The sequence below is a fragment of the Roseobacter sp. OBYS 0001 genome, from assembly GCF_019654895.1.
In the GTDB taxonomy this organism is placed as follows: Bacteria; Pseudomonadota; Alphaproteobacteria; order Rhodobacterales; family Rhodobacteraceae; genus Roseobacter; species Roseobacter litoralis.
In genome coordinates this window covers 114,572-140,275 of record NZ_BPES01000002.1, presented here as the reverse complement: position 1 = coordinate 140,275, position 25,704 = coordinate 114,572, and the positions used below count along the sequence as shown (strand labels likewise).

The 25,704-nt window shown below is 58.1% G+C and carries 25 protein-coding genes; 2 read left to right on the top strand and 23 right to left on the bottom strand.

Going from position 1 to position 25,704, the window contains the following annotated elements:
* Window positions 1-11: 11 nt before the first annotated feature.
* From K5Q35_RS06180 to K5Q35_RS06170, 3 genes are all read right to left on the bottom strand, one after another.
* Complete coding sequence (locus tag K5Q35_RS06180) at window positions 12-1,616, bottom strand: GMC family oxidoreductase (RefSeq protein ID WP_220799133.1); 1,605 nt, start codon at window positions 1,614-1,616, stop codon at window positions 12-14.
* 178 nt (window positions 1,617-1,794) lie between these two features.
* A complete protein-coding gene (locus K5Q35_RS06175) occupies window positions 1,795-2,364 on the bottom strand; it encodes a hypothetical protein (protein ID WP_220798888.1) in 570 nt (189 codons plus the stop codon).
* A 15-nt stretch (window positions 2,365-2,379) separates the two neighbouring features.
* Window positions 2,380-3,387, bottom strand: coding sequence for a zinc-binding dehydrogenase (locus K5Q35_RS06170; protein WP_259650479.1), 1,008 nt, complete (start codon window positions 3,385-3,387; stop codon window positions 2,380-2,382).
* Between the two features lie 246 nt (window positions 3,388-3,633).
* Here K5Q35_RS06170 and K5Q35_RS06165 point away from each other — a divergent pair, with 246 nt between their 5' ends.
* Entirely contained in the window at window positions 3,634-4,272 is a 639-nt protein-coding gene (locus K5Q35_RS06165) for a TetR/AcrR family transcriptional regulator (protein WP_013963866.1), read from the top strand.
* On the opposite strand, the gene K5Q35_RS06160 is transcribed toward K5Q35_RS06165, so the two are convergent.
* From K5Q35_RS06160 to K5Q35_RS06070, 19 genes are all read right to left on the bottom strand, one after another.
* Window positions 4,267-5,067, bottom strand: coding sequence for an alpha/beta hydrolase (locus tag K5Q35_RS06160; protein WP_220798886.1), 801 nt, complete (start codon window positions 5,065-5,067; stop codon window positions 4,267-4,269). The genes K5Q35_RS06165 and K5Q35_RS06160 overlap by 6 nt on opposite strands.
* A gap of 40 nt (window positions 5,068-5,107) precedes the next feature.
* The gene (locus K5Q35_RS06155; RefSeq protein ID WP_220798885.1) at window positions 5,108-6,211 is read right to left on the bottom strand and encodes an ABC transporter ATP-binding protein; all 1,104 of its coding nucleotides are present in this window, start codon (window positions 6,209-6,211) and stop codon (window positions 5,108-5,110) included.
* Between the two features lie 3 nt (window positions 6,212-6,214).
* On the bottom strand, window positions 6,215-7,096 hold the full coding sequence (locus K5Q35_RS06150; RefSeq protein WP_220798884.1) for a carbohydrate ABC transporter permease: 882 nt from the start codon (window positions 7,094-7,096) through the stop codon (window positions 6,215-6,217).
* Window positions 7,096-7,989 (bottom strand): carbohydrate ABC transporter permease, encoded by an 894-nt coding sequence (locus K5Q35_RS06145; RefSeq protein ID WP_013963862.1) that lies wholly within the window; start codon window positions 7,987-7,989, stop codon window positions 7,096-7,098. Before K5Q35_RS06145 ends, K5Q35_RS06150 begins: the two co-directional genes overlap by 1 nt.
* A gap of 54 nt (window positions 7,990-8,043) precedes the next feature.
* Window positions 8,044-9,294 carry an ABC transporter substrate-binding protein gene (locus tag K5Q35_RS06140; RefSeq protein WP_013963861.1) on the bottom strand — a complete coding sequence of 417 codons (1,251 nt, stop codon included), beginning with the start codon at window positions 9,292-9,294 and terminating at the stop codon, window positions 8,044-8,046.
* A gap of 156 nt (window positions 9,295-9,450) precedes the next feature.
* Window positions 9,451-11,397, bottom strand: a complete 1,947-nt coding sequence (locus K5Q35_RS06135; protein WP_220798883.1) for a multiheme c-type cytochrome — start codon at window positions 11,395-11,397, stop codon at window positions 9,451-9,453.
* A 19-nt stretch (window positions 11,398-11,416) separates the two neighbouring features.
* Window positions 11,417-12,694, bottom strand: a complete 1,278-nt coding sequence (locus K5Q35_RS06130; protein WP_220798882.1) for a hypothetical protein — start codon at window positions 12,692-12,694, stop codon at window positions 11,417-11,419.
* Window positions 12,691-14,235 (bottom strand): VWA domain-containing protein, encoded by a 1,545-nt coding sequence (locus K5Q35_RS06125; RefSeq protein WP_220798881.1) that lies wholly within the window; start codon window positions 14,233-14,235, stop codon window positions 12,691-12,693. Before K5Q35_RS06125 ends, K5Q35_RS06130 begins: the two co-directional genes overlap by 4 nt.
* Entirely contained in the window at window positions 14,235-15,218 is a 984-nt protein-coding gene (locus K5Q35_RS06120; RefSeq protein ID WP_220798880.1) for a VWA domain-containing protein, read from the bottom strand. The genes K5Q35_RS06125 and K5Q35_RS06120 overlap by 1 nt, the downstream gene beginning before the upstream one ends.
* Entirely contained in the window at window positions 15,215-15,703 is a 489-nt protein-coding gene (locus K5Q35_RS06115; RefSeq protein ID WP_220798879.1) for a DUF4381 domain-containing protein, read from the bottom strand. The genes K5Q35_RS06120 and K5Q35_RS06115 overlap by 4 nt, the downstream gene beginning before the upstream one ends.
* Entirely contained in the window at window positions 15,700-16,683 is a 984-nt protein-coding gene (locus K5Q35_RS06110; RefSeq protein WP_220798878.1) for a DUF58 domain-containing protein, read from the bottom strand. The genes K5Q35_RS06115 and K5Q35_RS06110 overlap by 4 nt, the downstream gene beginning before the upstream one ends.
* Window positions 16,684-16,693: 10 nt before the next feature.
* Window positions 16,694-17,683, bottom strand: coding sequence for a MoxR family ATPase (locus K5Q35_RS06105; RefSeq protein WP_013963854.1), 990 nt, complete (start codon window positions 17,681-17,683; stop codon window positions 16,694-16,696).
* Entirely contained in the window at window positions 17,680-18,636 is a 957-nt protein-coding gene (locus K5Q35_RS06100; protein WP_220798877.1) for an HAD family phosphatase, read from the bottom strand. The genes K5Q35_RS06105 and K5Q35_RS06100 overlap by 4 nt, the downstream gene beginning before the upstream one ends.
* Window positions 18,637-18,723: 87 nt before the next feature.
* Window positions 18,724-20,250 (bottom strand): arylsulfatase, encoded by a 1,527-nt coding sequence (locus K5Q35_RS06095; protein WP_245538188.1) that lies wholly within the window; start codon window positions 20,248-20,250, stop codon window positions 18,724-18,726.
* Window positions 20,251-20,484: 234 nt separating this feature from the next.
* On the bottom strand, window positions 20,485-20,931 hold the full coding sequence (locus K5Q35_RS06090) for a carbon monoxide dehydrogenase subunit G (protein WP_013963851.1): 447 nt from the start codon (window positions 20,929-20,931) through the stop codon (window positions 20,485-20,487).
* A gap of 94 nt (window positions 20,932-21,025) precedes the next feature.
* Complete coding sequence (locus tag K5Q35_RS06085) at window positions 21,026-21,904, bottom strand: MBL fold metallo-hydrolase (RefSeq protein ID WP_220798876.1); 879 nt, start codon at window positions 21,902-21,904, stop codon at window positions 21,026-21,028.
* 72 nt (window positions 21,905-21,976) lie between these two features.
* Window positions 21,977-22,378: a rhodanese-like domain-containing protein gene (locus tag K5Q35_RS06080; protein WP_220798875.1), complete on the bottom strand. Its 402-nt coding sequence runs from the start codon at window positions 22,376-22,378 to the stop codon at window positions 21,977-21,979.
* A 40-nt stretch (window positions 22,379-22,418) separates the two neighbouring features.
* Window positions 22,419-23,483, bottom strand: a complete 1,065-nt coding sequence (locus tag K5Q35_RS06075) for an FAD-dependent oxidoreductase (protein WP_220798874.1) — start codon at window positions 23,481-23,483, stop codon at window positions 22,419-22,421.
* Window positions 23,480-24,157: a cupin domain-containing protein gene (locus K5Q35_RS06070; RefSeq protein ID WP_220798873.1), complete on the bottom strand. Its 678-nt coding sequence runs from the start codon at window positions 24,155-24,157 to the stop codon at window positions 23,480-23,482. The genes K5Q35_RS06075 and K5Q35_RS06070 overlap by 4 nt, the downstream gene beginning before the upstream one ends.
* Window positions 24,158-24,380: 223 nt before the next feature.
* Here K5Q35_RS06070 and K5Q35_RS06065 point away from each other — a divergent pair, with 223 nt between their 5' ends.
* Entirely contained in the window at window positions 24,381-24,923 is a 543-nt protein-coding gene (locus K5Q35_RS06065; RefSeq protein ID WP_220798872.1) for an NUDIX hydrolase, read from the top strand.
* Window positions 24,924-24,992: 69 nt separating this feature from the next.
* On the opposite strand, the gene K5Q35_RS06060 is transcribed toward K5Q35_RS06065, so the two are convergent.
* On the bottom strand, window positions 24,993-25,673 hold the full coding sequence (locus tag K5Q35_RS06060) for an energy-coupling factor ABC transporter permease (protein WP_220798871.1): 681 nt from the start codon (window positions 25,671-25,673) through the stop codon (window positions 24,993-24,995).
* Window positions 25,674-25,704: the final 31 nt, after the last annotated feature.

Genomic DNA, 25,704 nt, shown 5'->3' with positions numbered 1-25,704 from the left:
CTCTGCCGATGTCAGTGATTGCCGCGGATCATATCTGCGGCTTTCTCGCCAATCATAATCGTCGGGGCATTGGTGTTTGATCCGATCAGGGACGGCATGACTGAACTGTCGCATAGGCGCAGACCGTCCACGCCGCGCACCCGCAACTGTGGATCAACCACCGCCATCGGGTCATCGGAAGACCCCATTTTGCACGTGCACGTCGGGTGATATGAGGTGCGACCAAAGGCGCGCGCATAGGCCTCATACTCTGCCTGTGTTTGCACGCTGTCATCGGGAAAGCGCACAGCGCGGATGTACTTTTGCAGGCTGGGTTGCGCGAAAATCTCCCGGCTTGTTTTAACGCCCTCGACAGAGGTTTTCAGATCATCCGGATGGCTCAGGAAATTCGGGTCAATGATCGGCGTATCCTTTGGGTCAGCCGAGCGCAGCCGCACCGTCCCTCTGGATTTGGGCCGTAGCGTATAGCTGTTGAGGGTAATGCCGGACGCGCCGGGTCGCACAGATGGCACACCCGCTTCAGCCCCGGCCCCGGCCAGAAAATGGAACTGCAAATCGGGCGTTGCGGCGGTGGGATCCGTATACCAGAAGGCACCCCCCTCAACCACATTGGACGCCACGGGACCGGTGCGAAAAGCCATGTATTGCAAGCCCGCCCAAAGCGCCCAATGCGGTTTGTTGTATTTGTCGAGGCTGTCGTGTCCGTTCAATTCCGCCACGATATCAATACCAAAATGATCGGTGAGGTTTTCGCCAACGCCCGGCAAGTCCGCCTGCACGTCTATCCCATGGGCCTTGAGGTGCGCCGCCGGTCCCAGCCCCGACAACATCATCAGCTTCGGCGTGCCGATTGCCCCTGTCGTGACGATGACCTCCTGATCCGCGTGCACCGTCTCAGCGCCGGTTTTGGCGGACCAGATATCGACGCCCGTCGCACGCCCCTTATTAACGACAACGCGCTTGACCAGAACATTCATGCGCAGGGTCAGATTGGGCCGATGCATCACCGGTTTGAGATACCCCACCGCTGCAGAACAGCGCCGCGCATTCCTTGTGGTGGTCTGATAGACGCCAGCGCCTTCCTGCACCGCGCCGTTGAAATCGGGGTTGAAGGGGATGCCCCGTTCCTGACAGGAGCGCACGAATGCAAGGGTCATCGGTTGCGCATTCAGGCTCGATACCGCCAAGGGACCTTCCGTACCGTGCCACTCACCTGCAAAAACCGTGTTGCCTTCGGAGCGGATGAAATACTTGCGGATATCGTCAAATGCCCAGCCGTCGCAGCCCTCTTCCTGCGCCCAGCGGTCGTAATCGCTGGGGTGGCCACGGGTAAAAACCTCGGCATTGATCGACGATCCACCGCCGATGACACGCGCCTGCGCATATGGAATTTCGCGGTTGTTGGCGTGTTTCTGCGGCGCGGTCGTCAGGCCCCAGGTGTGCGGGCCGGTCGTCATCTTTGCGAACCCGACGGGCATATGGATGAACGGATGGCGATCATTGCCGCCTGCCTCCAGCAACAACACCCGGACGCTTGCGTCTTGCGTCAAACGGTTGGCAAGAACGCACCCGGCTGATCCACCGCCCACGATGATATAGTCATAGCCCTGCGCCACCTTATGCGGCCCCCATACTGCGCGTTTGAAGGTCAATGTCGACATCAGGGTCAGGCAAGGCGACCCATGCCCACACTGTGCGGCCTTTTATGCAGAAAGCGCTCATGATCAGGGGTGCCTATAAGTAACCACATGGTTATTTGGTACAGGCAATACTGGACATAATCAAGTCCGGTGCTCACTCCCGTTTGTCGAGCGCATGCCGCCAGTCGTTCCAGCCACCATCGACAGAGGAGGGTGCGCCGTGCCATTCAGGCATCGCCTTGCCTGTCGCCGGATCGCGGGCCGGAATGGGCAGCATCATGATCCGCTTGCAGGCGCGTTTGTAATCTTCGTCGCTGAGGAATTCTTCTTGTATGTCATCCCAATCGCGCCCATCGGGATAGCCACCGCACATGTGAATATCTTCTGACTGGCCGATCATTTCGTGGCTGACACCGGCAGGCATGACAATCACGTCGCCCGCTTCGATACGCACCTGTGTCCAACCGCCATCGCCCACCGAGAGGTTAAATTCCATCCATCCCCGCGCACAGCCAAGGCATTCATGCGTTGTCGAATGGAAATGGGCATATTCGTATACGCCTGGATAGTCCCAGTTGTTCGACCATCCATTTTCACGAAAGCGCGTTTTGATCGCCTCGGCACTGCCACCTGGCACGGCATTGCGATGCACCAGCAGGGGAAAGCGACTGTTGGGTATCTTGCCATTCGGGGCGGAGGTGTAGCTTTCGGTGGTGATGGACATGATCGTTTTCCCTTTTTAATCCGACAGGACAATTTGCGTTTTCAGATCATCCGGTCGATCCTTGAATGTGTCAAATGCGGTCTGAATGTCGTCCAGCGCGTATTCCGCCCCCAGAAACGGCGTGGGATCAATCCGACCATGCACCAGAAAATTCAGCGCGTCATGCATATCCTGCCCGGAGCCTGCAACGGACCCCTTGATCGAGTTTTCCTGCAAAATAGTCGTCAGAATATCGACAGGCAATACCGCGCCCGCGCCGGTCAGGCCAAAGGCTGCCACATGGCCGCCCTTGCGGATCAACTGCAACGCTTGTTGGTAAAGCGCTGGTAGCCCCACGCTTTCAATCACGATATCTGCGCCGCGCCCCTCGGTCGCTTGCATCACGCAGGCCTTGACGTCGGCGGGATCACTGACCCCGACATCTGCACCGTGTCTGAGCGCAAGCGCCACGCGGTCCGGCGAAATATCCGTCACAATGATGGGCGCCGCGCCAATGGTGCGCAGCAGTTGCACATGCAAATGCCCGATCGGACCCGCGCCCAGCACGGCGACGGATTGACCAAAGGTCACATTGGCTTTCCGCGCAGCGCGCACAACGCAGGCCAGCGGTTCGGTCAGCGCGAGCACCTCAAACGGCATATGCGCAGGTGCCGGGATAACCAGCCGGGCAGGAACCACGATGTATTCGGCAAAGGCCCCGTCCATGCTGATCCCCATCTGGCGCATCTCAGGGCAGTTCAGAATTTCATTGCGGCGACACCAGTAACAGGTGCCACAGCCAACATTTGTATCAACGACTGCCTTGTCACCGATACGCAGCCCGGTCACGTCAGGACCGAGGGCCTCAATCGTACCCGTGAATTCATGACCCGGAATCATTGGCAGACTATCCGCCGCATAATGCCCGTTAAAAATATGAATGTCGGTGCCACAGATGCCCACACGCGCGATGCGTATCAAAACCTCGCCCGTGCCCGGGGTCGGGACCGGCCTGTCTTGCAGTTCAAAACGTCCCGGTCTCATCAATATTGCTGCACGCATCATATATTCGCCCCCGTTCCACAAGCCTTGAACGTTTTTTCGCACCGGCCGGTCCGGTCCAAAGTAACCGATATGCAATGCACTTATCAGTTACCTTTCAGTGCAAAAAGAACATAAACAACGAGGAATAGTGAAGCCGCGCGACACACCTGCTGGTCTTTGACGCTCGTCGCAGTTTGTCATAGGGTGACATCGTGTTTCGCACCAATGATCAGGGTAAAAACAGCAGTGACCGAAAAGCGCAAAACACGTGACGCAGATGCGACCAAACTCCGCATCATGCAGGCTGCAAAAAAGGAATTCGCCAAGCATGGGCTGGGCGGAGCGCGCGTGGACGAGATTGCAGAGCGTGCCAAAGCCAACAAACGCATGATCTATCACTACTTCGGCTCCAAGGAGAAGCTGTTCAAAGCTGTACTCGAAGCGGCATACCTCGACATCAGGAACGCTGAGCAAAAGCTGGATCTCGAAAGCATGCCTGCGGAACAAGCGCTGGAACACCTCGTGCGGTTCACCTGGGATTACTACTTGAAGCACCCCGAGTTCATCACGCTGGTGAACAGCGAAAACCTGCACCGCGCGCGCCACCTCAAGAAGTCCGAAGTGATCGCCGTCGCCAGTCGCAAATTCGTTGCCATGATGCAATCCCTGTTGGATCGCGGTGTGAAGGAGGGCGTTTTCCGTCCGGGTATTGATGCCACGCAGCTTAACATCACGATTGCCGCGATTGGCTATTACTACCTGACCAACCGTTTCACCGGAACGATTGTGTTTGAACGTGATCTGATGACGCCTGAGGCACTGAAAGAGCGGTTGGCCTTTAACCTCGATACGATCATGCGGCTGGTTCGCGCTGATACCCTATAGGCCCCGGTCTGCCTTGAAAGTGTCAAGCGCGCGCAAAACCTCGTGCAAAACTCCGTCCGTTTGCGCCAGATCATCCAGAACGCTCATGTGATGTGCGCCGGGAACCTGCATAACCTGCGCACCATGAGATGCGGCAAACACCTGCGCCTGACGGTGGAATTCTGCGGTTTCGTTTGCGCCGACAGCCAAAACAAGATGTGACGCATCGTGCCCTGCCCACAACTTTTGTGGCTCACACCCTTCGAAACTGTCCGTGGTCAGCCCGATTTCGTCGCGCAGGAACGACCAGTGCAGGGGCTCTAGCTCGTATAGCCCGCTGATTGCCATCGCCCCGACCACGTCATCCGGCAGCAGCCGCGCCGCCATAACAGCAAGGTGGCCGCCCGCTGAATGACCAATTGGAAACAGCTGGCACCCTGTTTGCTGCTTAAGGAGTTGGAGGGCGGCGCAAGCGTCCTCAACTATATCTTTGAGGCCGACCTCCGGCATCAGGCGGTATTCGACATTGGCTACGGCGCCGTTCAATGTCTTGAGCGGTGGCAAGACAAAGCGATGCCGCTCTGCTTCAAGCGCGCGCCAATAACCACCGTGGATGAACACCGGTAACACATTACCACGCGTCGGTTGGCCCGAGAGTTCGACCCATTGTCGCGGGTGTCTCCCATAGGCGTGCCGCTGCAATGAAAGAACGTCGGCGATGCTTTCGCTGCGGGTTTGCATACCGTCCAGACAGTTCTGAAAGTCCGGCAGCAGCTTGGAAAACTGAAACTGCTTATTCCAATAGCTCAGCGTCATGCCGTTCTTTGACCCCTGATCGCTTGCTGGCTCTGGTGCATCACCGCAACCGGTCTTCGGTCTTGGGATCGAAAAGCACCGCTTTGTCCATGTTGAGCGCCAATTCTGCAATTTCGCCGGGGTATGCCTCTGCATCGGCGCGCATGCGGCCGACCACATCTTTGCCGCCAAAACGGGTCGTGATGAAAGTATCTGAACCTGCAGGCTCGGTTACATCGATGCGGTTCTTCAACGACACCACATTACGTGCCTTTTTGTCAGCCCCGTCCGGGTCCGTCACTGCTTCAGGGCGAATGCCCAACAGGACTGCGCTGCCGTCCTGCCCCTGATCGACCGCAACGGGCAGCAACACTGGTGCGCCGGTGGCATCCGTGATTTCGGCCACTGCGGCCCCACCCGTCCGGCGCAAAATTGCCGGTATGAGATTCATCGAAGGTGAGCCCATGAAGCTGGCCACAAACACATTCGCAGGATCGTCGTAGATTTCTTTGGGGGTGCCCAGTTGCTGAACATAACCACCGTTCATCACGGCAATCCGCGTGGACAGGGTCATCGCTTCAATCTGGTCATGGGTGACATAAACGATGGTCGTGCCAAGCCGCTGATGGAGTTTCTTGATCTCTGTGCGCATGTCGACGCGCAGCTTGGCATCCAGATTTGAAAGCGGTTCGTCAAACAGGAACACATCCGGGTTGCGCACCAGCGCACGACCCATCGCAACCCTTTGGCGTTGCCCACCGGACAACTGACCGGGTTTGCGGTTCAACAATGGCGTGATCTGCAACATATCCGCGACCTTATCCATCGCAGCGGCGCGTTCATCCTTGGGGACGCCATGCATCTCAAGACCAAAGGTGATGTTCTGCCCAACGGTCATATTCGGGTAAAGCGCGTAAGACTGAAACACCATCGCGATGTTGCGCTTGGACGGATGCACGCCATTCATCGGTTGGTCCTTGATCGCGATGGTCCCGCTGGTGATGTCTTCCAGCCCTGCAATCATGTTCAACAGTGTCGATTTTCCGCAGCCGGATGGGCCCACCAGGACCAGAAATTCGCCCTCAGCCACGGAGACATCCACCTGATGCAGAACCTCGGTGCTCCCATAGGATTTTGTGACGTTTTCGATATCCAGAAAACCCATGTCTTATCCTTTTACTGACCCGGCCATCAGGCCGCGGACAAAATATCGCCCGGCAACAACATAGACGACCAGCGTCGGCAGGGCCGCCATGATCGCACCGGCAAAATGCACGTTGTATTCTTTCACCCCAGTCGAAGAACTGACCAGATTGTTCAGCGCCACGGTCATCGGTTGGCTGTCGGCATCCGCAAAGCTGGCCCCGAACAGAAAGTCGTTCCAGATATTGGTGAACTGCCAGATGAAACTGACCGCGATGATCGGACCCGACGAAGGTAACAGGATGCGCCAGAAGATACGGAAGAACCCCGCGCCATCAATTTGCGCGGCCCGCACCAGTTCCGTCGGAAAGGCGGCGTAGTAGTTGCGGAAATAGAGTGTGGTAAAACCGATGCCGTATACAAAATGCACAAGTATCAGGCCAGCAGTGGACCCTGCAAGACCCAGCACACCGAGGCTTTGCGCCATTGGGATAAGAACGATCTGAAACGGAATGAAGCAGGAAAAGAGCAGCAAGCCAAAAACGATATTATGGCCGCGAAACTGCCATTTGGTCAGGACATAACCGTTCAACGCGCCGAAAAAAGTCGAGAGCAAAACAGCGGGCAAAGCCATCGCGATGGAATTGAGGAAATAGGGTTTCAACCCCGTCGGATCGACCCCGATCTGAGCGGTGGACCACGCAGACAGCCACGGTTGGATCGTCCAGACATCGGGCAGGGCCATCATATTGCCCCCGGTGATTTCGCTCAGCGGTTTTAGTGAGTTCACCAACATCACGAAGAGCGGCAAGAGGTAGAAGAGCGCAAAGAGCAGCAGCAGCAGGTAAATCAAGGTTCGGGAAAAGCGCCCGCTGCGCATGGCGTTTTCAGAAGAAGCGATGGCCATTACTTCTTCTCCTTCAGTTCGGCATAGAGATAGGGCACCATGATCGCCGCGACCGTCATCAGCATGATCACGGCTGAGGATGCGCCGATGCCCATCTGGTTGCGGCTGAAGGTATAGGAATACATGAACGTGGCAGGCAGTTCGGTGGCGCGACCCGGCCCACCGCCGGTCAGGGCAATCACGAGGTCGTAAGATTTGATCGCCAGATGGCTCAGGATGACAAAGGCCGACAAGAACGCCGGGCGCAATTGCGGAATGATGATGCGCCGGTATAGCTGCCAATTGGAGGCGCCATCCATTTGCGCCGCCTTGAGGATTTCATTGTCGATGCCGCGCAGCCCCGCCAGAAACATCGCCATGGTAAAGCCGGAGCTTTGCCAGACCGCCGCCAGCACAACCGTGTAAATCGCGTAGTCCCGGTTCTTGATCCAGTCAAAGGCAAAACTTTCCCAGCCCCACAGATGCATCGTGTTCTCGATGCCGATGCCGGGGTCCAGCATCCATTTCCACGCCGTGCCCGTGACAATAAAAGACAACGCCATCGGATAAAGGTAAATGGGGCGCAGCATCCCTTCGCCACGGATTTTCTGATCCAGCAGGATCGCAAGAAGCAACCCGATGACTGAGCAGATCACGATATATAGCGTGGCAAAAATCGCGAGGTTCGTGATCGCGGTTTCCCAATGGCTGAGCCGGAAAAGTTTGGAATAGTTTTCCCAGCCGACCAGCCCATAGGATGGCAACAACCGGCTGTCAGAAAAGCTCAGATAGATCGTGAAAACGATGAACCCGTAGACAAAGAACAGAACCAACGCAAAAGACGGCGCAAGAACCAGTTTGGGCAACCAGTTCTGCAAACGCGTGCGCATGTCCGGGCTGGACGTGTCCGCCATAGGGTCCCCCGTTGGCAAAGGCCTGACCCCAGTCAGGGATCAGGCCATTTCGTATTACTGAGCGATTTCTACAGCGGTGGCGAGTTCTTCTGCAGCGGTGGCCGCATCATATTCGCCATTGAAGTGCGCGGTGACCACATCGTATACCGCGTTTTTCACAGATGCTGGTGCGGCATGGCCATGCGCCATGGAGCCGAACAGATTGCCGCTGGACGCGGCGGCTGCAAGGTCTTTCATCCCCTGTTGACCACAGGCATCCAGATCGCTGCCATCGACGTCGGTCCGCGCAGGCACGGAGCCTTTGACCTTGTTGAACGCCACCTGAAAGGACGGCGACAGGATCGCGCTGGCCAAGGCAGCCTGTTCAGCAGAGACTTCGCCCCCCTGATCAAACATCGCGAACTGATCCGCGTTGAAGGTGACCTGATCCTGTGTGCCGGGGAAGCGGAAGCAGAGGAAATCCTCGCCCGGCACTTTACCCGCATTCAGGAATTCGCCCTTGGCCCAGTCGCCCATCATCTGGAAACCAGCTTCGCCATTCATGACCATGGCGGTGGCAAGGTTCCAGTCACGGCCCGAGAAGTTATCATCCACATTGTCGCGGATAAAAGCCATCCGGTTGAAGGTTTCGACCATCGTGTCGCTGTTCAACGTGTCGGGATCAAGATCGACAAAGGCGGCTTTGTAGAATTCGGGTCCGCCCGTGGACATGGCCACCGCGTCAAATACGGTCGCGTCCTGCCAGGCTTGTCCGCCATGCGCGATCGGTGTGATGCCTGCAGCGCTCAGCGTGTTCACAGCCGCGACGAAATCATCCCATGTTTCCGGCACGGCGATACCATTGGCATCCAGCACGGATTTATTGGCCCAGACCCAGTTGGTCGAATGCACATTGACCGGGGCCGAAACCCATTTGCCGTCGACTTTGGCAAAGGCTTTCAATGCGTCCGGCACCACGTCATCCCAGCCCTGTTCAGCAGCAGTGGCGTTCAGATCCGCCAATGCACCCTGATCGGCCCAGTCCAGAATATCGAAACCCAGCATCTGCACCGCCGTGGGGGCGTTTCCTGCGGTAACCCGTGCGCGCAAAACGGTCATCGCCTGTTCGCCGCCGCCGCCCGCAACGGGCATGTCGGTCCAGCCGATCCCCTGTCCTTCAAGGTCTTGCTTGAGGACATTCAGGGCGGAGGCTTCACCACCCGACGTCCACCAATGCAGAACTTCTACATCTTCTGCCTGCGCGATCTGTGCCGCACCCATAAGGCATGTGCTGGCGATCAAAGCGCCTTTTATCATTTTCTTCATGATGTCCTCCCAAAATGCACCATTCGGTTACTTAGGTCATAGAGGCGAATAGGCGCGCGCCTGTCAAGCCAGTTTGTCAGACACGCGGGTTTCGCGCTCTCACCGAAGTGTTGCCATTTTGGGGCGTATGTCACCACTTTTATGTAAGGTCGGCCTCTATTGTGGTGGCAAGAGCGACTCCGATCGCATGCCATTCAGCGTGTCACTGCCCGGCACAGCTTGTAACGCTTCATCCAACACTTGTGCGGCGGCTTGCGGGCCGCGCACAGCATCAGCGATCCGCACGAGCATCACCCAAGCCTCTTCGCGTTGCGGGTCCATGAGGACGACCTCGCGAAAGGCCCTTTCGGCACCTTCGAAATTACGCATCGTCAACGCGGTGCCTGCCAGAATGATATGCGTCTCCGGGAAATCCGCGCGGTTCAGCAGGCCTGCCTGCCATCCCCGCAACGCCGCGCCGAGCTTCTCAGACGCGCTTGGCGTCAGGGCAGATCGCGGTACATCCAGCAGCGTTTTTCCCGCTTCGATCCGAACCATCCGGCGTGGATCATCCAGCGCAGGTGCCAGCTGAGCGGCGCGTTCGGTGGGTGGCAAAAGCCCATGGGCGCTGGCCGCTGCGGCGCGGACAAGCGGGTCCGGATCATTCAGCATGGGGGAAAGTTCCGCCCCAAGAGTTTCGTCGCCCGATTGTTCCAGCAACCAGAGTGCCGTGGCGCGCGCGATGCCCGGCTGCGTGGCGTCACCAGCCAGATTGGTCAGGGGACCACGCGCCGCAACCGCATTGGCGCGCCCTGCGGCCAGCACCTGCCCGTAGTGCAAACCGCGATTTTCACTGTCGGGATACCATTCCTCGATCGCGGCCGCCGCCCAGGCGGAGGACTGATCACTGTGACAATCTGTGCAGGCATTCGGGCTGTCGGTCTCAAGCGATATATCCGGACGCGGTATGCGGAAACTGTGATCGCGCCGCCCGTCCACACCCATGTAAACACGCTCGATCATGTGGCAGCTTTTACACTGTGCGCCTTCGGTTCCCACCTCGTGAAAGTGATGGGAGGGATCATCGTAATTCTTGGGATCAAGCGTCGTGAAACTAGGGTTTCCCGCTGGCGAATGGCACTGCGTGCAGACGCCGTTCCCTTCCGCCTTGAGTTCAGCCGAATGCGCCTCGTGACAGTTTGAGCAGCTTACACCCTGTTGATACATCTTGGATTGCAGAAAAGAGCCGTAGACATAGACCTCATCCAGAATTTGGCCATCTGCGTGGTAGGCTCCGGGGCGCAGCAGCGCGAGGGCATAGGCATCATCGAACGGGATGCCGGGCACGGGGTTACCATCGAAATGCGCCTCGCGACGGGAATGGCAACTGGCGCATTGCTGCAAGACGGTTTCCGTTCCCGCATTGTAATCAATGGTCAGGCGATACTCGCTTAGCCCGGTCAGAGGTTCTTCGAGGCTCTTGCCTGCGGCCCACTCGATGTGGGCACTGCCGGGTCCGTGACATGCCTCGCATCCCACACCGATCTCGACCGGGATTGATGAATAGCTGCGCGTCACCGGCGAATAGTTCTTTTCAAAGCCGGTCGCGTGGCACTCTGCACAGCGCGCATTCCAGTTTTTGTAGGGCCCGGTCCAGTGTAACCCGTCATCCGGCGGCAGGTCCTGATCGGGGTAAAGGTGAAACCATTCCTGTTTGACCGTGTCCCAGACCACATCGAAACTCTGGATGCGGCCCGGCTCTGTTTCCAACAGATATTGCTGCAAGGGTTCGATCCCCGCGACGGAATGAACGGTATAATCGGTGGTCACGCCGTCTTTTTCCGTCACTGTGATGTGGTGCCTGCCATCCTCGACACGGAACCGGGTCAGGGTCCCGTCATGACGGAATTCGGTATCGTTGAAATCGGCCAGGATGTTGTCAGCCGTGGGTGCCGTCCATGCCTTGGCATGATGCGATCCCTCCCAGGCCTTTGCCGCGTCGGTATGGCAATCGCGACATTCCATCGATCCGACATAGGCGGGTGTCTGATCCGGCACCGCTTGCGCGCTGGCCCCTGTAGAAAGCACCGCCAATATCAAAACACTGAGCGTAAATCGCAACATGAAACAGGTAACTTTCAGGTTAGGCCAGTCTTTGGCTCTGAGACTCTGTGGGGTTCAGTGGGGGCAGATTGTGGTTTCTTTGATCAGCCTTGAGAACTTTGGCCCGCACTTGCGGCAAGACAGCGCTGAGCGTTTTCCAGGCATCACTCTGTGAGGTCTGCGTTGGACCATACCGCGCCGCACCCAATGCGCAAAGAGCGGACTGCAAGGCCACCTGTGCGCGCGGATCGGCGTGAGACCGCGACGCCCAGACATCAAGATGACGCAGTAGCTCATCATAATCGTGGGCCTTCGCCGCGTGAAGTACTTTGGCAAAGGCCGAGGGTTCCGACGCCTCTGTGCGCACCCGTCGAGCCTCCAGAACCGCGCGCAGCTTTGGGGATATACGACGAAAGATCGCAAAACACAGGGCAACAGTTATCAATCCCGCCACAGCAAAAAGAACCAGAACACGCGGATCAGCATTTTGAACCAGCGCAGGGGGCGCATCGACCGTTACCTCAAACCCATCTGTGCTGGCTGTTTCGATGTCCTTTGACCCGAGGTTGAACCAAGCCAGCTCAATCGTTGGAAACGTCCCGCCGCCACTGCTTTGCGCAACAAGCGTGACGCTTTCCGTGCGCGTACCGCTCAGTTTTCCGCGCTCTTCTTTATCCTGAATGATCGGTTCTGCCGGGTAAACAGCGACGCCCTTGAGGTCAATCACTGGCAGAAGGGTCGGCAGAAACATCGCCGAGGTCCCCTCGATCTCGGCGCTCAGCGTAATGGTAACACTCTCGCCCGCCTTAAGCGGCATCTCTGCCTCACTCACCTCCTGCGTCAGCGTCAGGTTCTGTGCCGCGATAAAGGGGGACAGGTCTTCCGCCCCCTCTGGCACGCGCCCCTCGATCACGATGGGCTCAAGGGTGAAGCTCTGTTGCAACGGGTCTGTCTTACCTGGCTCGGCCCATGTCACGCTCAACTCTTGAGCCGGGATTTGCACCCGACCGGGCACCATGGGCGTCACGTGGTAGCGCCGGGAGACACCGGACCATGTCTCACCCTCAATCGTGCGGCTGACCGGGCTGGTCGACCCTTCCGACAATTGCACAAGGATGTTGGGTGCCTCGAGCGAAGGAAACACTACTGGTTTGGGCAACCACGTGGGCACAAGGACCGTCACACGCAAGGACAGCGGTTGGCCCGGGATGGTCGTGTTCTCTTCAAAATCAACTTCAACCAGAGGATCCTGTGCCAAAGCCGTCCCAGCGCAGAACCCTAAAACAAGGCTGAAGAGCAAAGAGCGAAGCCGCGTCATTCGATGCTCCTGTTTTGCTCGATCAGAAACCGCTGGCGCAGGAAATCTCCGGTGCGCGTATCAACCGTGTTCATCCACTGTTCAGCCGAGAGCATTCCCAATTCATCCGGGTCCGAAGCCTCAATCTGCGTCTCGGCGCCCCGCTCGGATTCGTTATCGAACACGGTATCATCCGCGCCAATGCCTGCCTCTTCGCCTGTATCTGATTGCTCTTGCACAGTCTCAATGTAGTCGACAATTTCCTGTGCTGTCGCGAGATTTTCTGCCGCACCCGGATAGTCCGGATCGCGTTCAAGCACGGTTTCAAAGGCACGTACCCCATCGCGGTACTGGCGGTTTCGGATGTGCGCCAAACCCTGCGCAAACGCGGCTTCTGCTGTTTCAATGCGGGCGAGAACTTCAACGGCCTTGTCGTATTGCCCATCGCGCATCATGGCATATCCCTGCCACATCGGGTCCTGAAAAAGCTCTGCAGCGCGTTTGAATTCGTTCCTGTTATATGCGCGCTGGCCCTGTTGATCCGGGGTCAGAAACCAGTCCGCGACACCCTCGGCGGCGGCGCGTTGCGGCTGAAGTACCCCGGTCATCGTGACGAGCACAACAACGGCCCATTTCATTGTCCACCCCCGGCGGAACCAGATCAGACAGAGCAAAGCCGCCGGAATGGCAAAGATCCATCCGCGATCATGCCAGGGCTGGGTGCTGGTTTCGAGTACGGCCGCGCGGTAGGCCGCGTTCAGCGTGCGATCAATCTGGCGCAGGTCTGCATCATCGACGGTGACCGGGATCACCGGGGCGCCGTCCACCATATCAAGGCCACGGCTGTTTGTGCCGCTGGGCAGGATCTGATGCAGCACAACCGCATTTGCACCCGCTTGTGTAATGGCACTCACGTCTTGCGGATCAAGGTCATCCAGAAGAAAGAGAATACCGCCCGGCGCGTCCTCAGTCGCAAGGATTTCCATCGCCAATGCCAGTGCATCCTGCGCATTATTGCCTTCCTGCGGCATCACATCAGGCGTCAGCCCTTCGAGATACGGCACCATGATCTGCGCGTCTTCGGTCAAGGGGACGACGCGATGCGCCGAACCCGCATATGCAATCAATGCCGTGCGCGCCCCCGCCCGCATCTCAAGCAGATCACGAATTTTGAATTTTGCCAGTTCAAGCCGCGACGGGGCCACATCCGTCTGTTCCATGCTGGCGGCGTTTTTCAGCACGATGACCACGGGCGCTGTCGGGGACACAAACGGATCAGGCATGCGCGACCACGTGGGCCCCGCCGATGCCAGAACGGTGAGGATCATGGCCGCGGCAACACCATCGATGGGCGTAAAACGACGGCCCTGCGCCTCGCCCACTGTCAGCGCTTTCTTCAGGTGCGGGCTGATGCCGTCCGTGTCTTGATCCTTGCGAACGGCTCCCCTGCGCACCATCCACCACAGCCCCAGAACCACCGGAAGGGCCAGCAGGAAAAAGGGTCGGATGAAATGAAACGCCCGCAGCATTTCGGCCAGTGTTATGAAAAGGAAGTCGCCCATTATGCCCGCATCTTTCGATGTGACGCGAGTTGCAACTGCGCGACTGTTCCGATCCCGATGAACATGGCAAGGATCAGGGGAATGTGGTGCAGCGTCTGGCGCGGACGGAATGATTGTGTCTCGGTCAGGCGCGGGGCCAGTTCATCAATCCGCGCATAGATTTCGTCCAGCGCCGCCTGATCCGCAGCAAAGAAATAGGACCCCGCAGTGCGGTTTGCGATATCTTGCAAGGCGGCCACATCCACGCGGTTTTCCCCGGTCGCATCGGGATCACCGACGGCAATCGTGAAAATCTCCACCCCGGCACCGCGCGCGATTTCAGCGGCATTCAGCGGGCTCATCCGGCTGGCTGTATCCGCACCATCCGACAGGAGGATCAGTAGACGCTGTTCAATTTCGCTGGCCTCGAACGTGCGGATCGACAGGCCAATGGCATCCCCGATGGCGGTGTGCGGCCCGGCCATGCCCACCTCGGTCTGGTCCAGCAATTCTACGATGGTGCCGGTGTCTTCGGTCAGCGGGCTTTGCAGATAGGCCTTGCTGCCGAAAACGATCAGCGCCATGCGATCACCCTCGCGCCCCTCGACAAAAGCCCGCACCACATCGCGCACCCCGGCCAGCCGTTGCACGTTTTCGTTGCTTGCGTCGGTGAAATCGCGCGTGTCCATCGAACCGGATATGTCAATCGCCAAGATCAGGTCCCGTGCGGATTTAGAGGTCTCAATCGGTGCGCCCAATCGTTCGGGCTGCGAGATGGCGATCACCAGCAGGATCCAGATCAGGCTGGCGGCGATGACCTGAAGCCAACTGCGACGCATGATCACCGCGCCCTTTGCCGGGGTCAGCTGCGCCTCAGAGATCACTTGCCGGAAAAACGGGAAGCGGATGGCAGGGACGGTTTCCTTATGCGCGGGCACGAACCGCCAGATGAGCCACGGCAGTGGCAAGGCCAGAAACGCCCATGGGAAGACGAATGAGATCATGCCGAAACCTGCCGTTGGTGTCGTCGCACCCAGTTCTTCGCAGCCTCCCGCAGTGCGGGATCGGCGCGCGCAGGCGATGCGTAGGGGGCGGTGGCCAAGACCTGCCCTGCGCCGTTCCTGAAGTCATCCATACCCGCAGAACGATCCAGAAACGCCAGCCATTCGGGGCCGCTCAGGCTGGCGACCTGCGCACGTGGAAAGGCGGCCAATGCCGTGCTGCGCAGAATGGTCGCGATTGCGGCCGCGTCATCGCCTGCCTGCTCAAGCGCGGACAAGGCTGCCTTGCGGTAGGCGTTGCGTTGCAAATGGGCGCGGGTGCGAAGGACGACATAAAGTGCGACCAAGATCAACACCACCGCCAGCACCACCCATCCGCCGGTTTGCGGGACCATGGAAATGGGCGCTGGTTCGACCGGTTCGACCAGTTTATTGATCAGGTCGACAAGGCTGGTCGGTGCGTCGGTGGATGGGGTCTCTTCACTCATCGCCGACCAAGTCCCATGAGACGGCGCATCTGGACCAAGCTGTCCTCCGCCGAGGTCAGCGGCAAAACGGAAATGCCGAATTGCCGTTGCCAGTCAACGATTTCAGCAATCCGGCGTTTGGCAAATTCAGACAAGTCCCGATGCACTTGGGAGTCCGACATATCCACCGCCGCCTGCAAAACCCCATCGGTGATCACAAGTTTTGCATCCGGCGGCAGGTCGTCGGCAAACGGGTCCGTCACCAACCCAAGGATCAGGTCATTGTGGCGCGACAGACCGCTAACCAGTTTGCGGGTCTGGTCGTCGATCACGTCAAAATCGCTGAGTACGATGATAAGATGGTTGCGCGGCGCGATCCGGGCAACCGCGCCCAGCACCTGATTGATCGATTGCGGTGGCACGGTCGGAGCCTCGGGTCGTAACAATTGATTGGCCGAGGCAATGGCACTTAGAAACCTGTTCAATGCGGCACGGCTGCGCGCAGGTTTGATCTCTGCCCGCAGGTCGTCACCAAAGACGATACCGCCCACGCGGTCGCCCTGTTCCAGAATGGCAAAGGCGGCAAGGGCTGCACATTCGGCGGCGGTCACTGATTTCATGTTCAACACGGAGCCAAAGAACATCGACATGCGCTGATCAACGACGATCAGGGTGGGGCGGTCGCGTTCCTCGGTGAAGACGCGCACATAGGGTTTGCCGGTGCGCGCCGTGACCTTCCAGTCGATGGAACGCACGTCATCCGCAGGCATGTAATCGCGCAGCTCTTCAAAGTTGAGGCCCCGGCCCCGCAAGCGCGATGTGTGCCGCCCGTTCAAGACCGACCGCGCAGGTTGTCGGGGCAGGAAATGTAGCCCGCGCGCAGGGCCTTCCAGCCCGCGCAGATGGGGCAGTGTCACATGAATGCGCGTATCCAAGCCCGCCGGAACGGGAGCAGGGTCGGGCAGGGTATTGGTGCGAATGCGTGCCGGAATATCCCTCATGCATACCCCCTCAGGCCAAGGCCACCTGCGCCAGTATCTCCGCGACGACCTGATCGGGGGAGACCCCTTCGCCCTGCGCCTCATAGGTCAGGCCGAGGCGGTGGCGAAACACATCAGGTGCAATCGCCCGAACGTCCTGCGGATCGACATAATCACGACCTTTGAGCCAAGCATGAGTGCGCGCGCATTTATCCAGCGCCAGAGATGCTCGCGGGCTCGCCCCGATTTCTATCCATCGTTTGAGGTCATCGCCAAAGGCTTCCGGAATGCGCGTGGCATTCACCAGATCGGCCATGTACCGCTCCATCGCGTCAGAGACATGAATGGCGACAATCTCGCGGCGCGCCTCAAACACGCTCGATTGCGAGATCGGCGCGGGTTTCTCGGCCTTGACCTTGTCGTCAGGCGTTGCTGAGGCCGCCGCCTCTTCGCCGCGGACCAGACGGATCACCAGAACTTCGTCCTCGACGGGGGGGTAGGTGATGTTCACATGCATCAAAAAACGGTCCATCTGCGCTTCGGGCAGCGGATAGGTGCCTTCTTGCTCGACCGGGTTCTGGGTGGCCATCACCATGAACAGCGGCTCCATCGGGTGGGTGGTGCCGGCAACCGTCACCTGTCGTTCTTCCATGGCCTCAAGCAGGGCCGCCTGCACCTTGGCAGGTGCGCGGTTGATCTCATCCGCCAGCACGATGTTGGCAAAGATCGGCCCCGGTTCGAATTTGAACTCTGACCCGCCCTCTTTCTGATAGTAGACTTCGGTGCCCGTGACGTCAGATGGCAGCAAATCCGGCGTGAACTGAATGCGGCTGAAATCGCACTGCAGGTTCTTGGCCAGCGCCTTGATTGCGCGCGTCTTTGCCAGCCCCGGCAGCCCTTCGACCAGCAGGTTGCCGTTGGCCAACAAGCCGATGACCAACCGCTCGATCACATCGCGCTGACCGATGATGGCCTCGCCCATCCGCTCAATCAGCGCGTCGATATCACTGCGCGCGCTCATTCTGGCCAGACCTGTTCCCAGTCTCTGGCCATATCGACAATGACCCAACCCCGGTCCGGACCTTCATCCAACCCCCGGTTCAACACGCCGATATGACCCTCGCGGTCATAGGCGAATTCCCGTTCTGCATCTGTGTGATGCACGAGTATCCCCAGACGCGGCCCGTCGCCTGCCGTGGTATATTCCAGCATCGCGAAATCGCCGTCAGAATTGCCTCCCGCGATGATGGGGCGTTTGCCGATGCGGCTGTCGATGCCCACGGGCTTGCCCTCTTTGTCATCAACAAAATCAATGCCGGGCAGTTTCATCACCTGGCCATCGACATATTCCGTTGGCCCCGCACTGCCGATTACCTGCTCGGGCGGGATGTTATAGGCACTTTCGGCAAAGGCACGGATGAAATGCACGCCGCCACCGGAAACGATCCACGTCTGGAACCCTTCGTCACGCAAGTAGCTTAGCAATTCCAGCATCGGCTGGTAGATCATCGCATCATAGCGCATGTCGGTTGTCGGATGGCGCGCCTCGTCCAACCAAGCGCGGACATCGTCCTGAAACGCCTCGACCGACATGCCCGAATGGCTGACCGCGAGTATTTCCAGCAAACCTTCGACACCGCCTGCAGCGACGGTTTCCAGATCGCCCTCGGCAGCTGCCCTCAGGATGTCCGACGTTAGAATCGACGGGTCTGCTTCGGCCTTGGTCTTCAGCCGATCAAGCGCATAGATAAGCTGAAAATAGACCGGCTGTTCGCCCCAGAGCGTGCCGTCGTTGTCGAATACCGCAATCCGGTCGGCAGGGGTGACATAGTCCGGCGACGTTGGGTCCGTTACGGAATCCACAAATGAGATGATAGTCGATTTGTTTTCGGTCGATCCCCATGACGGCAAAGGGTCGGACAGGGCAGGCGATGTGGCCAGACAAATCGCGGCTGAAAACAGAAGTCCACGCATAGCGGTTACCTCGTGATTGGTGATTTCAAGGTGAAGAAAGGCCGCGCAGTTTCCTGCGCGACCTGATTTCTGCAAACATCCGGTTTCTTACGGATTACCCGGTGATGCGGTCAGCTTTTCCATGACCTGTTCGAGGCTGAAGCTCGCCGCTTTCTGGCGTGGCGGGTATTCCTGGAAGGTCTCAAGGAACTGACCCACATAGGCCTGCGCCGGCACCAACATATAGGCGCGGTCGATCAACCAGTCCCAATATGTATTCGACGTGCGGTAGCTGCGCTCATAGGGATCGCGCCGCAAATTGAAGATCAGCGGCAGACGCAATTCGGTCCATGGTTCGGCCCATGCACGCAGAGTTGTGTAGGCTTTCTGCTCAAGGAAGATCAACTTCCAGTCGTTAAAGCGCAATGCCGTCAGGTCGCCATCATCGGAGAAATAGAAAATCTCCTGACGGGGTCCTGTATCCACCTCACCCGAGAAATACGGCAGGAAGTTGTAGCCATCCAGATGCACGCGATATTCGCGACCACCGCCCACTTCGGCCACGGTGATGCCGTCAAGCAGCTCTTCCTTGACCGTCGGGCGTCCGGCGGCTGCCAGATAGGTCGGCAACCAGTCCATATGGTGCATGATGGAGTTCGACACCGATCCCGGCTCAATCAGACCGGGCCAGCGCACCATGGAGGGCACACGCCATCCCCCTTCCCAATTGGTGTTTTTCTCACCAAAGAAGGGTGTCATCGCCGCATCCGGCCATGTGTTCATATGCGGGCCATTATCCGTTGAATAATGCACGATGGTTTTATCTGCGATTCCAAGCTCGTCCAGTACGTCAAGGAACTGGCCAATATGCATGTCGTGTTCGATCATACCCGCAGTATATTCATCAACGGGTTTGCCAACCAACTCGTTGGCCGCCTGCTGACGCTCATCGCTGACATGTGTGCGGAAGTGCATGCGCGTCCCGGACCACCAAAGGAACCAAGGGGTGCCTTCGGCTTCTTTGCGTTTGATGAAATCAATCGCGGCTGCGACCGTTTCGTCATCTACGGTTTCCATCCGCTTTTTGGTCAGCGGTCCGGTGTCTTCAATCTCGCCATCGGCAGAGGATTTGATCACACCGCGCGGGCCAAATGTTTCACGGAACGTCCGGCCATCGGGCATGACTGCATCACCCGGATAGTCGATGTTCTCTGGCTCTTCTTCTGCGTTCAGGTGGTAAAGGTTACCAAAGAACTCATCAAAACCGTGGTTGGTTGGCAGATGCTCGTCGCGATCACCAAGGTGATTCTTGCCAAACTGACCTGTTGCATAGCCTTGCGCCTTGAGCAGGCCCGCGATTGTCGGGTCTTCTTCCTGCATGCCAAGCTCTGCACCGGGCAGACCGACTTTTGACAGCCCCGTCCGGAACACAGATTGGCCCATGATGTAAGAAGAACGCCCCGCCGTACAGGATTGCTCACCATAATAGTCGGTGAAAATCATACCTTCATCAGCGATCCGGTCGATGTTTGGCGTGCGGTAGCCCATCAGACCCATCGTATAGGCGCTAATGTTTGATTGCCCTACGTCGTCACCCCAGATGACCAGAATGTTCGGCTTTTCATCTTGTGCCATTGCAGCGCTTGACGCGAGCGTCACAGCAGCGACGGCAAGTGCTTTGATGGTAAGCTGTTTCGTAAATCGCAAAAGGCTTCTCCTTTATATCGTGATTTGTGGTCACACGCTCGTGATAATGCACGCATTATCCAACGTTTGAAATAGAAAACCCGAGGCTTTGTCGCCTTTAAATTGCGTTACTGGGATCAGCATGTGGGTTCATCGCAAAGTTAACACATACGGATCAAAGGTTTATGATTTTTCGCCGACATGCTCGGCCAAGTTGGCAAAGAATTTTCCTGCCAGTTTCTTGGCGGTCCCCTGAACCAGTCGACTGCCAAGCTGTGCGAGCTTTCCGCCAATGTCTGCATGTGCGTCATAGCGCAGCAGCGTGCCTTCTTCGTGCTCTTCAAGGGTGACATCGGCCCCCCCTTTGGCAAAACCTGCGGCCCCGCCATTGCCCTCGCCTTTGAGTGAAAAGTGCTCAGGTGGTGCATCCGGTGAAAGGGTCACATTCCCTTTGAATTTTGCCTTCACCGGGCCGATTTTCAGCACGACCTTGGCCTCAAGCTCGGTGTCGGAATGTTTGTGTAATTCCTCGCAGCCCGGGATGCACTCCTTCAGGATTTCAGCGTCATTAAGCGCGTCATAGACCACCTGTCTCGGTGCATTGATCACGATTTCATCTTTGAGATCCATGGGTCTTTTCCTTCATCCACGCCACTGTTGACGCGTAGATGAGCATATCTTTCCTTCAAATGAAATGGTCTAAAAGTCTAGGTCCGGTGCCCTGTCAAAGTTTGTTGACCGGTATTTTCAGCGTCATGTTACCGTTTGCATCCCGCGGCACTTCACCCGCCCTGATATTCACCTGCAGCGACGGAATGATCAGCGAGGGCATGGAGAGCTGCGCATCGCGCGCTTCACGCATTTTCACGAATTCATCGCGCGAGGTGCCGCCGCCGATATGGATATTGCCGGCTTTTTGTTCCCCCACGGTCGTTTCCCATGAAATCGCGCGGCCGCCGGGCCCATAGTCGTGACACACAAACAGGCGTAAATCATCCGGCAGGCTCAGCACGCGCTGGATGGAATCATAGAGCTGGCCCGCATCCCCGCCGGGAAAGTCCGCGCGCGCCGAACCACCGTCCGGCATGAACAGCGTATCGCCCGTAAAGGCCGCATTGCCCATCACATGCACCATGCAGGCTGGCGTATGCCCCGGCGTGTGGAGGGCAAAACACGTCATCTCCCCCACGCGATACCGGTCGCCATCTTTAAACAGCTTGTCGAATTGCGAGCCATCACGTTCAAACTCAGTGCCCTCATTGAACACTTTGCCAAAGGTGTCCTGCACTTCGGTGATGTGCTCACCGATGCCGATCTTACCGCCGAGTTTTTGTTGAATATAGGGTGCGCCCGACAGGTGATCTGCATGCACGTGGCTTTCGATGATCCACTCAAGCGTCAGCCCCTGCGCTTTGATCGCCGCGATGATCTCATCCGCGCTGTCATAGCTCAGACGGCCAGAGGCGTAGTCAAATTGCATGACCGCATCGACAACGGCGCAGGCGGTGCTTGCCGGGTCCTTGACGAGATAGCTGATGGTATTGGACTGCGCGTCAAAAAAGGCCGTCACGTCGGGGTGTTGGTCTAAATTCACAGCGGTCATTGTCTATCCTTTATGCGGACCTTCATGCGGGCGGATCCTTTGCCGGACCATGCCTGGCAATCCATCGTTCGGTCAATCTTTCTTATCGGCAAAGGCGACCGGCCCGCCCTGCTTCTCCCATGTGGAAAACCCCTCCCGCAGATGGGCGGCGTCAAACCCCATGTCCTGCAACTGCGCGACCGTCAGTGCGGAGCGCCAGCCCGACGCGCAGTGGAACACATAGGTCTTGGACTGGCCAAAGATGTCCTTGAAATACGGGCTTTCAGGATCGACCCAGAACTCGATCATGCCGCGCGGCGCGTGATAGCTGCCGGGGATAAAGCCGGACCGCTCTCTTTCACGCGGATCCCGAATATCGACGATCACCACATCCGGGTCATGCATCATGGCGATCAGGTCGGGGGTTTCGATCTCCTTGATCCGCGCGCGGGCGGCGCTGACCAGATCAGCGGCAGATATCTTGAGCTTTTGCATTCCATGATCCTTGTTGCGGGGCCGTGCATGCCAGTTATGGTCAGTGTAGCATGCTTTCAACCAAAGCGGCATCCGCAGCTTCCAATGCGCCCTCGAGGTATCCGCCAAACGTGGCGGCGAACTCGGTTCCTCCAAAGATCAACCTGCCATCCCAAAGCCCGGCAAGTGCAGGGGGAAGGCCGTATTGCGGATGTGTTGTCAGTGGCGCGTGGTCCGCCGGTGTCGCGGTGTTGGTGTCAGCTGCCCAATCCTTGATCAGAACCGCATTCGCGGATGCGGCTCGTGATCCAAAAAGGCGGATGAGCTGATCAACAATAGCTGAATTGAGCACCTGCTGATCGCGGCGGTCCGGGGGCACACCGATGAAACCAAAAAGGGCTGCGCCACTGCCCGTGGCGGTGCTTGCGTCGTGGATCTCCACCATCGGTCCCTTGTGGCTCATCGCATCACCAGACAGCCCCATGTCACGCCAGAACGGCGCATCGTATAAAATGACGGCTTTCGCTTGGCTTGCCATCCATGTCGGAATAGCGGCCATCGTTTTTGTCGCCGCTGTGGGCAGAGCAGGGGAGAAATCAAGGAATGCGGCGACGCGCGGCGGTATCGCCAGAACCATGGACCGCGCTTGGATCTCTGCGCCTGCCTCGCAGCCTATGAGGATGTCGCCATCTGATCGCGACAGATGCTGCACTTTGGTGTTCAGCAGGATGTGCGACGGATCAATCTGACCCGCGAGCGCAGTGCAAAGCGTGCCCATACCGCCGTCAATTCGAAATGAACCCTGCGTGGACGCTGCGCCGCGCCCTTGCTGTATGCGACCCTGCGCATCCTCAAAGCGGAATTCACCCTGCGCGTATTGTTCAAAAACCGGCAGGTCAAAGCGTGATATCAGACTTGCAATGCGCGGCTGGCCCGCCCAGAACCACGCCGGACCAAGGTCATAGGCGGCACCGTTGACCGTTTCACTCAGCACCCGACCGCCCAGCCTGTCCCGACTTTCAATCAGCAGATAATCGCGGCCCGCCTGATGCAGCTGTTCCGCGAGGTAAAGCCCGGCAATGCCGCCGCCAACGATCACAACATCGGCGCGATGCCGAGGTGTCACGGGGCCGGGGGCTTTGCGTGTTGGATGTGGCGCAGTTTGGCCCAGAGGCGCACGCCTTTCGGGCCCGCTGTGGCGTTCAGGGTACTTGCGCAGGGCAGGCGCAGCCATGATCCCTGTTGCAACTGATCGCCGCCCTCGGTCATGCTGCCCTCCAGCACCAGAAACTCGCCACCATCCGGCAAGTCCATCGAAACTGCAGTGCCTGCGGCCCATTTTTCTGCGCGCACCGTTTCCTGATCGTCGTGGAACAGGGTCATGACGCCCACCCCCGCGCGGGTCGCATCGGGGATAAATTCCATTTTGTTCATGTCGACGACGACATGGGTGCGATCGTCCGGCTGGAATTGCCATAGTTTCACAAAGATCGTGCAGCCTGCGTCGGAATGAGGGGAGTGGGCCGATGTCGGCGGGTTGCGCACGTAAGACCCCGCCGGGAAATCGCCGTGCTCGTCGGAAAACACCCCGTCCAGGACAATGAATTCTTCGCCGCCGGTATGGGTATGTTCCGAAAAGCGGCTGTTGGGCGCGTACCGCACGATTGTCGTGGCGCGCGCGACCTCACCCCCGATCCGGTCCAGCATTCGCCGGTCAACACCGGGCATCGGAGAGGGGTGCCACTCAACCTTGTTGGAATGAACAACAACACGTTGCGAAAAGTCAGCATGCAAATCCATGGATGGCTCCGGGTCAGGTGTGATCAGACTTTGCCTACCATGAGGCGGTGAAATTGCAATTGGCGATCACGCTATCGTTTGACGTTGCATGTGGGCTGCCGCGTCGGGCAGGATCAAATCGCGGGTGTGATCTATTGGAAAGACCTGAGTGTGCCGGATTTCAAATCACTGCCCGCAGGGCCGGTTCAAGATATGGCATATGCACCTGAAGGGGAGTGTTGCGATGAGTGATATAAAAAGGCAGTCACGCCGCACCGTTTATGAAAACAGATGGATGAAAGTCCATGAAGATGTGGTGACTTTCCCTGATGGATCAAACGGGATTTACGGCGTCGTTGACAAGGATGACTTTGTCCTGATTGTCCCGCAGCATGCAGATGGGCGGTTTCAGCTGGTGCAGCAGTTTCGCTATCCGGTGGGCGGGCGTTATTGGGAATTTCCGCAAGGGTCATGGGAAACCAAGCCGGGCACGGACCCGGAAAAGGTCGCCCTTGCCGAGTTGGAGGAGGAGACTGGTTATCTTGCACACTCCCTCACGAGATTGGGGCATCTTTTCGAAGCATGTGGGTTTTCAAATCAGGGATTTCACGCGTTTCTGGCAACTGGGCTGCAAGAGGGGCGCGTAAATCGCGACAAAGAAGAACAGGATATGCAGACCGCGTCGTTCAGTCTTGAGGCGATACATGACATGATCCGCGCTGGGCAGATCAAGGATGCCCCAACCATCGCGGCACTTGGGTTGCTGGCCATTTCTGAACATGGATAGAAACCGTGCAACAGGTCAGTGCAGAGAAGGGACCGCGGCGCGCCGTTGCGCCACGGTCCAAAGGCATTGTTATGTGGCCGCGTTATGCAGACGGTGCGTAAAGATACCCCGGTCGGTCATTGCGCGCAGGCCCTTGGCACCGGCAAGCGCTGCCAGATCGGCCAAGGGTTCGATCAGGATGACCAGCAGATAGGCCACGCCAAAGCTTGTCACCGCCGAGAGGTTGTCGGCCCCGACGCCTTGCCCGTAGATCGCCCAGAAGGCCACCCAGGCGACAACGCCGCCCTGATAGACAGCCGACATTTTCAGCACATCCATATAGCGCAGATCGACATAGGCCGTTGTCTGTGGAATGACCCGTTTGGCCAGCGCGTCCACCGCAAACAGTGGGAACAGCAGCGTCGAGACATTGACGAAATACATCGGCACATCGGAAGGTGCGAAAAACAATCCTTGGATCGCCAGACCGCCCGCCAGGCCAAGCGCGGCGGGACCGGACCCAAGCAGCAGAAACAGCGTCGTGCCCAGAATGATGTGCACTTCCGAGATACCGACCGCGAAATGCGGAAAGATCTCAAAGAAGATAAACACCCCGATCGCGGCAATCACGGAGCGCAGGGCAAAGGAGACCACCGAATGGGTCTTAAGATCATCATTGATCAGTTTGAGGGAATAGCCCGCAGCAGCAGCCGCCGTCCCATAGGCCAGTACCATTTTTGCGCCGTCCATGACGCCCGGTTCGATATGCATGTTTACTTCCTTTCGCGTCCACCCGACGCAT

Excerpts from the sequence above, each read along its gene's own strand:
- K5Q35_RS06175 (WP_220798888.1), bottom strand. The coding sequence starts at position 2,364 with ATGTCCATCACCACCGAAAGCTACACCTCCGCCCCGAATGGCAAGATA.
- K5Q35_RS06170 (WP_259650479.1), bottom strand. The coding sequence starts at position 3,387 with ATGAGACCGGGACGTTTTGAACTGCAAGACAGGCCGGTCCCGACCCCG.
- K5Q35_RS06160 (WP_220798886.1), bottom strand. The coding sequence starts at position 5,067 with ATGACGCTGAGCTATTGGAATAAGCAGTTTCAGTTTTCCAAGCTGCTG.
- K5Q35_RS06155 (WP_220798885.1), bottom strand. The coding sequence starts at position 6,211 with ATGGGTTTTCTGGATATCGAAAACGTCACAAAATCCTATGGGAGCACC.
- K5Q35_RS06150 (WP_220798884.1), bottom strand. The coding sequence starts at position 7,096 with ATGGCCATCGCTTCTTCTGAAAACGCCATGCGCAGCGGGCGCTTTTCC.
- K5Q35_RS06145 (WP_013963862.1), bottom strand. The coding sequence starts at position 7,989 with ATGGCGGACACGTCCAGCCCGGACATGCGCACGCGTTTGCAGAACTGG.
- K5Q35_RS06140 (WP_013963861.1), bottom strand. The coding sequence starts at position 9,294 with ATGAAGAAAATGATAAAAGGCGCTTTGATCGCCAGCACATGCCTTATG.
- K5Q35_RS06135 (WP_220798883.1), bottom strand. The coding sequence starts at position 11,397 with ATGTTGCGATTTACGCTCAGTGTTTTGATATTGGCGGTGCTTTCTACA.
- K5Q35_RS06130 (WP_220798882.1), bottom strand. The coding sequence starts at position 12,694 with ATGACGCGGCTTCGCTCTTTGCTCTTCAGCCTTGTTTTAGGGTTCTGC.
- K5Q35_RS06125 (WP_220798881.1), bottom strand. The coding sequence starts at position 14,235 with ATGGGCGACTTCCTTTTCATAACACTGGCCGAAATGCTGCGGGCGTTT.
- K5Q35_RS06120 (WP_220798880.1), bottom strand. The coding sequence starts at position 15,218 with ATGATCTCATTCGTCTTCCCATGGGCGTTTCTGGCCTTGCCACTGCCG.
- K5Q35_RS06115 (WP_220798879.1), bottom strand. The coding sequence starts at position 15,703 with ATGAGTGAAGAGACCCCATCCACCGACGCACCGACCAGCCTTGTCGAC.
- K5Q35_RS06110 (WP_220798878.1), bottom strand. The coding sequence starts at position 16,683 with ATGAGGGATATTCCGGCACGCATTCGCACCAATACCCTGCCCGACCCT.
- K5Q35_RS06105 (WP_013963854.1), bottom strand. The coding sequence starts at position 17,683 with ATGAGCGCGCGCAGTGATATCGACGCGCTGATTGAGCGGATGGGCGAG.
- K5Q35_RS06100 (WP_220798877.1), bottom strand. The coding sequence starts at position 18,636 with ATGCGTGGACTTCTGTTTTCAGCCGCGATTTGTCTGGCCACATCGCCT.
- K5Q35_RS06095 (WP_245538188.1), bottom strand. The coding sequence starts at position 20,250 with ATGGCACAAGATGAAAAGCCGAACATTCTGGTCATCTGGGGTGACGAC.
- K5Q35_RS06090 (WP_013963851.1), bottom strand. The coding sequence starts at position 20,931 with ATGGATCTCAAAGATGAAATCGTGATCAATGCACCGAGACAGGTGGTC.
- K5Q35_RS06085 (WP_220798876.1), bottom strand. The coding sequence starts at position 21,904 with ATGACCGCTGTGAATTTAGACCAACACCCCGACGTGACGGCCTTTTTT.
- K5Q35_RS06080 (WP_220798875.1), bottom strand. The coding sequence starts at position 22,378 with ATGCAAAAGCTCAAGATATCTGCCGCTGATCTGGTCAGCGCCGCCCGC.
- K5Q35_RS06070 (WP_220798873.1), bottom strand. The coding sequence starts at position 24,157 with ATGGATTTGCATGCTGACTTTTCGCAACGTGTTGTTGTTCATTCCAAC.
- K5Q35_RS06065 (WP_220798872.1), top strand. The coding sequence starts at position 24,381 with ATGAGTGATATAAAAAGGCAGTCACGCCGCACCGTTTATGAAAACAGA.
- K5Q35_RS06060 (WP_220798871.1), bottom strand. The coding sequence starts at position 25,673 with ATGCATATCGAACCGGGCGTCATGGACGGCGCAAAAATGGTACTGGCC.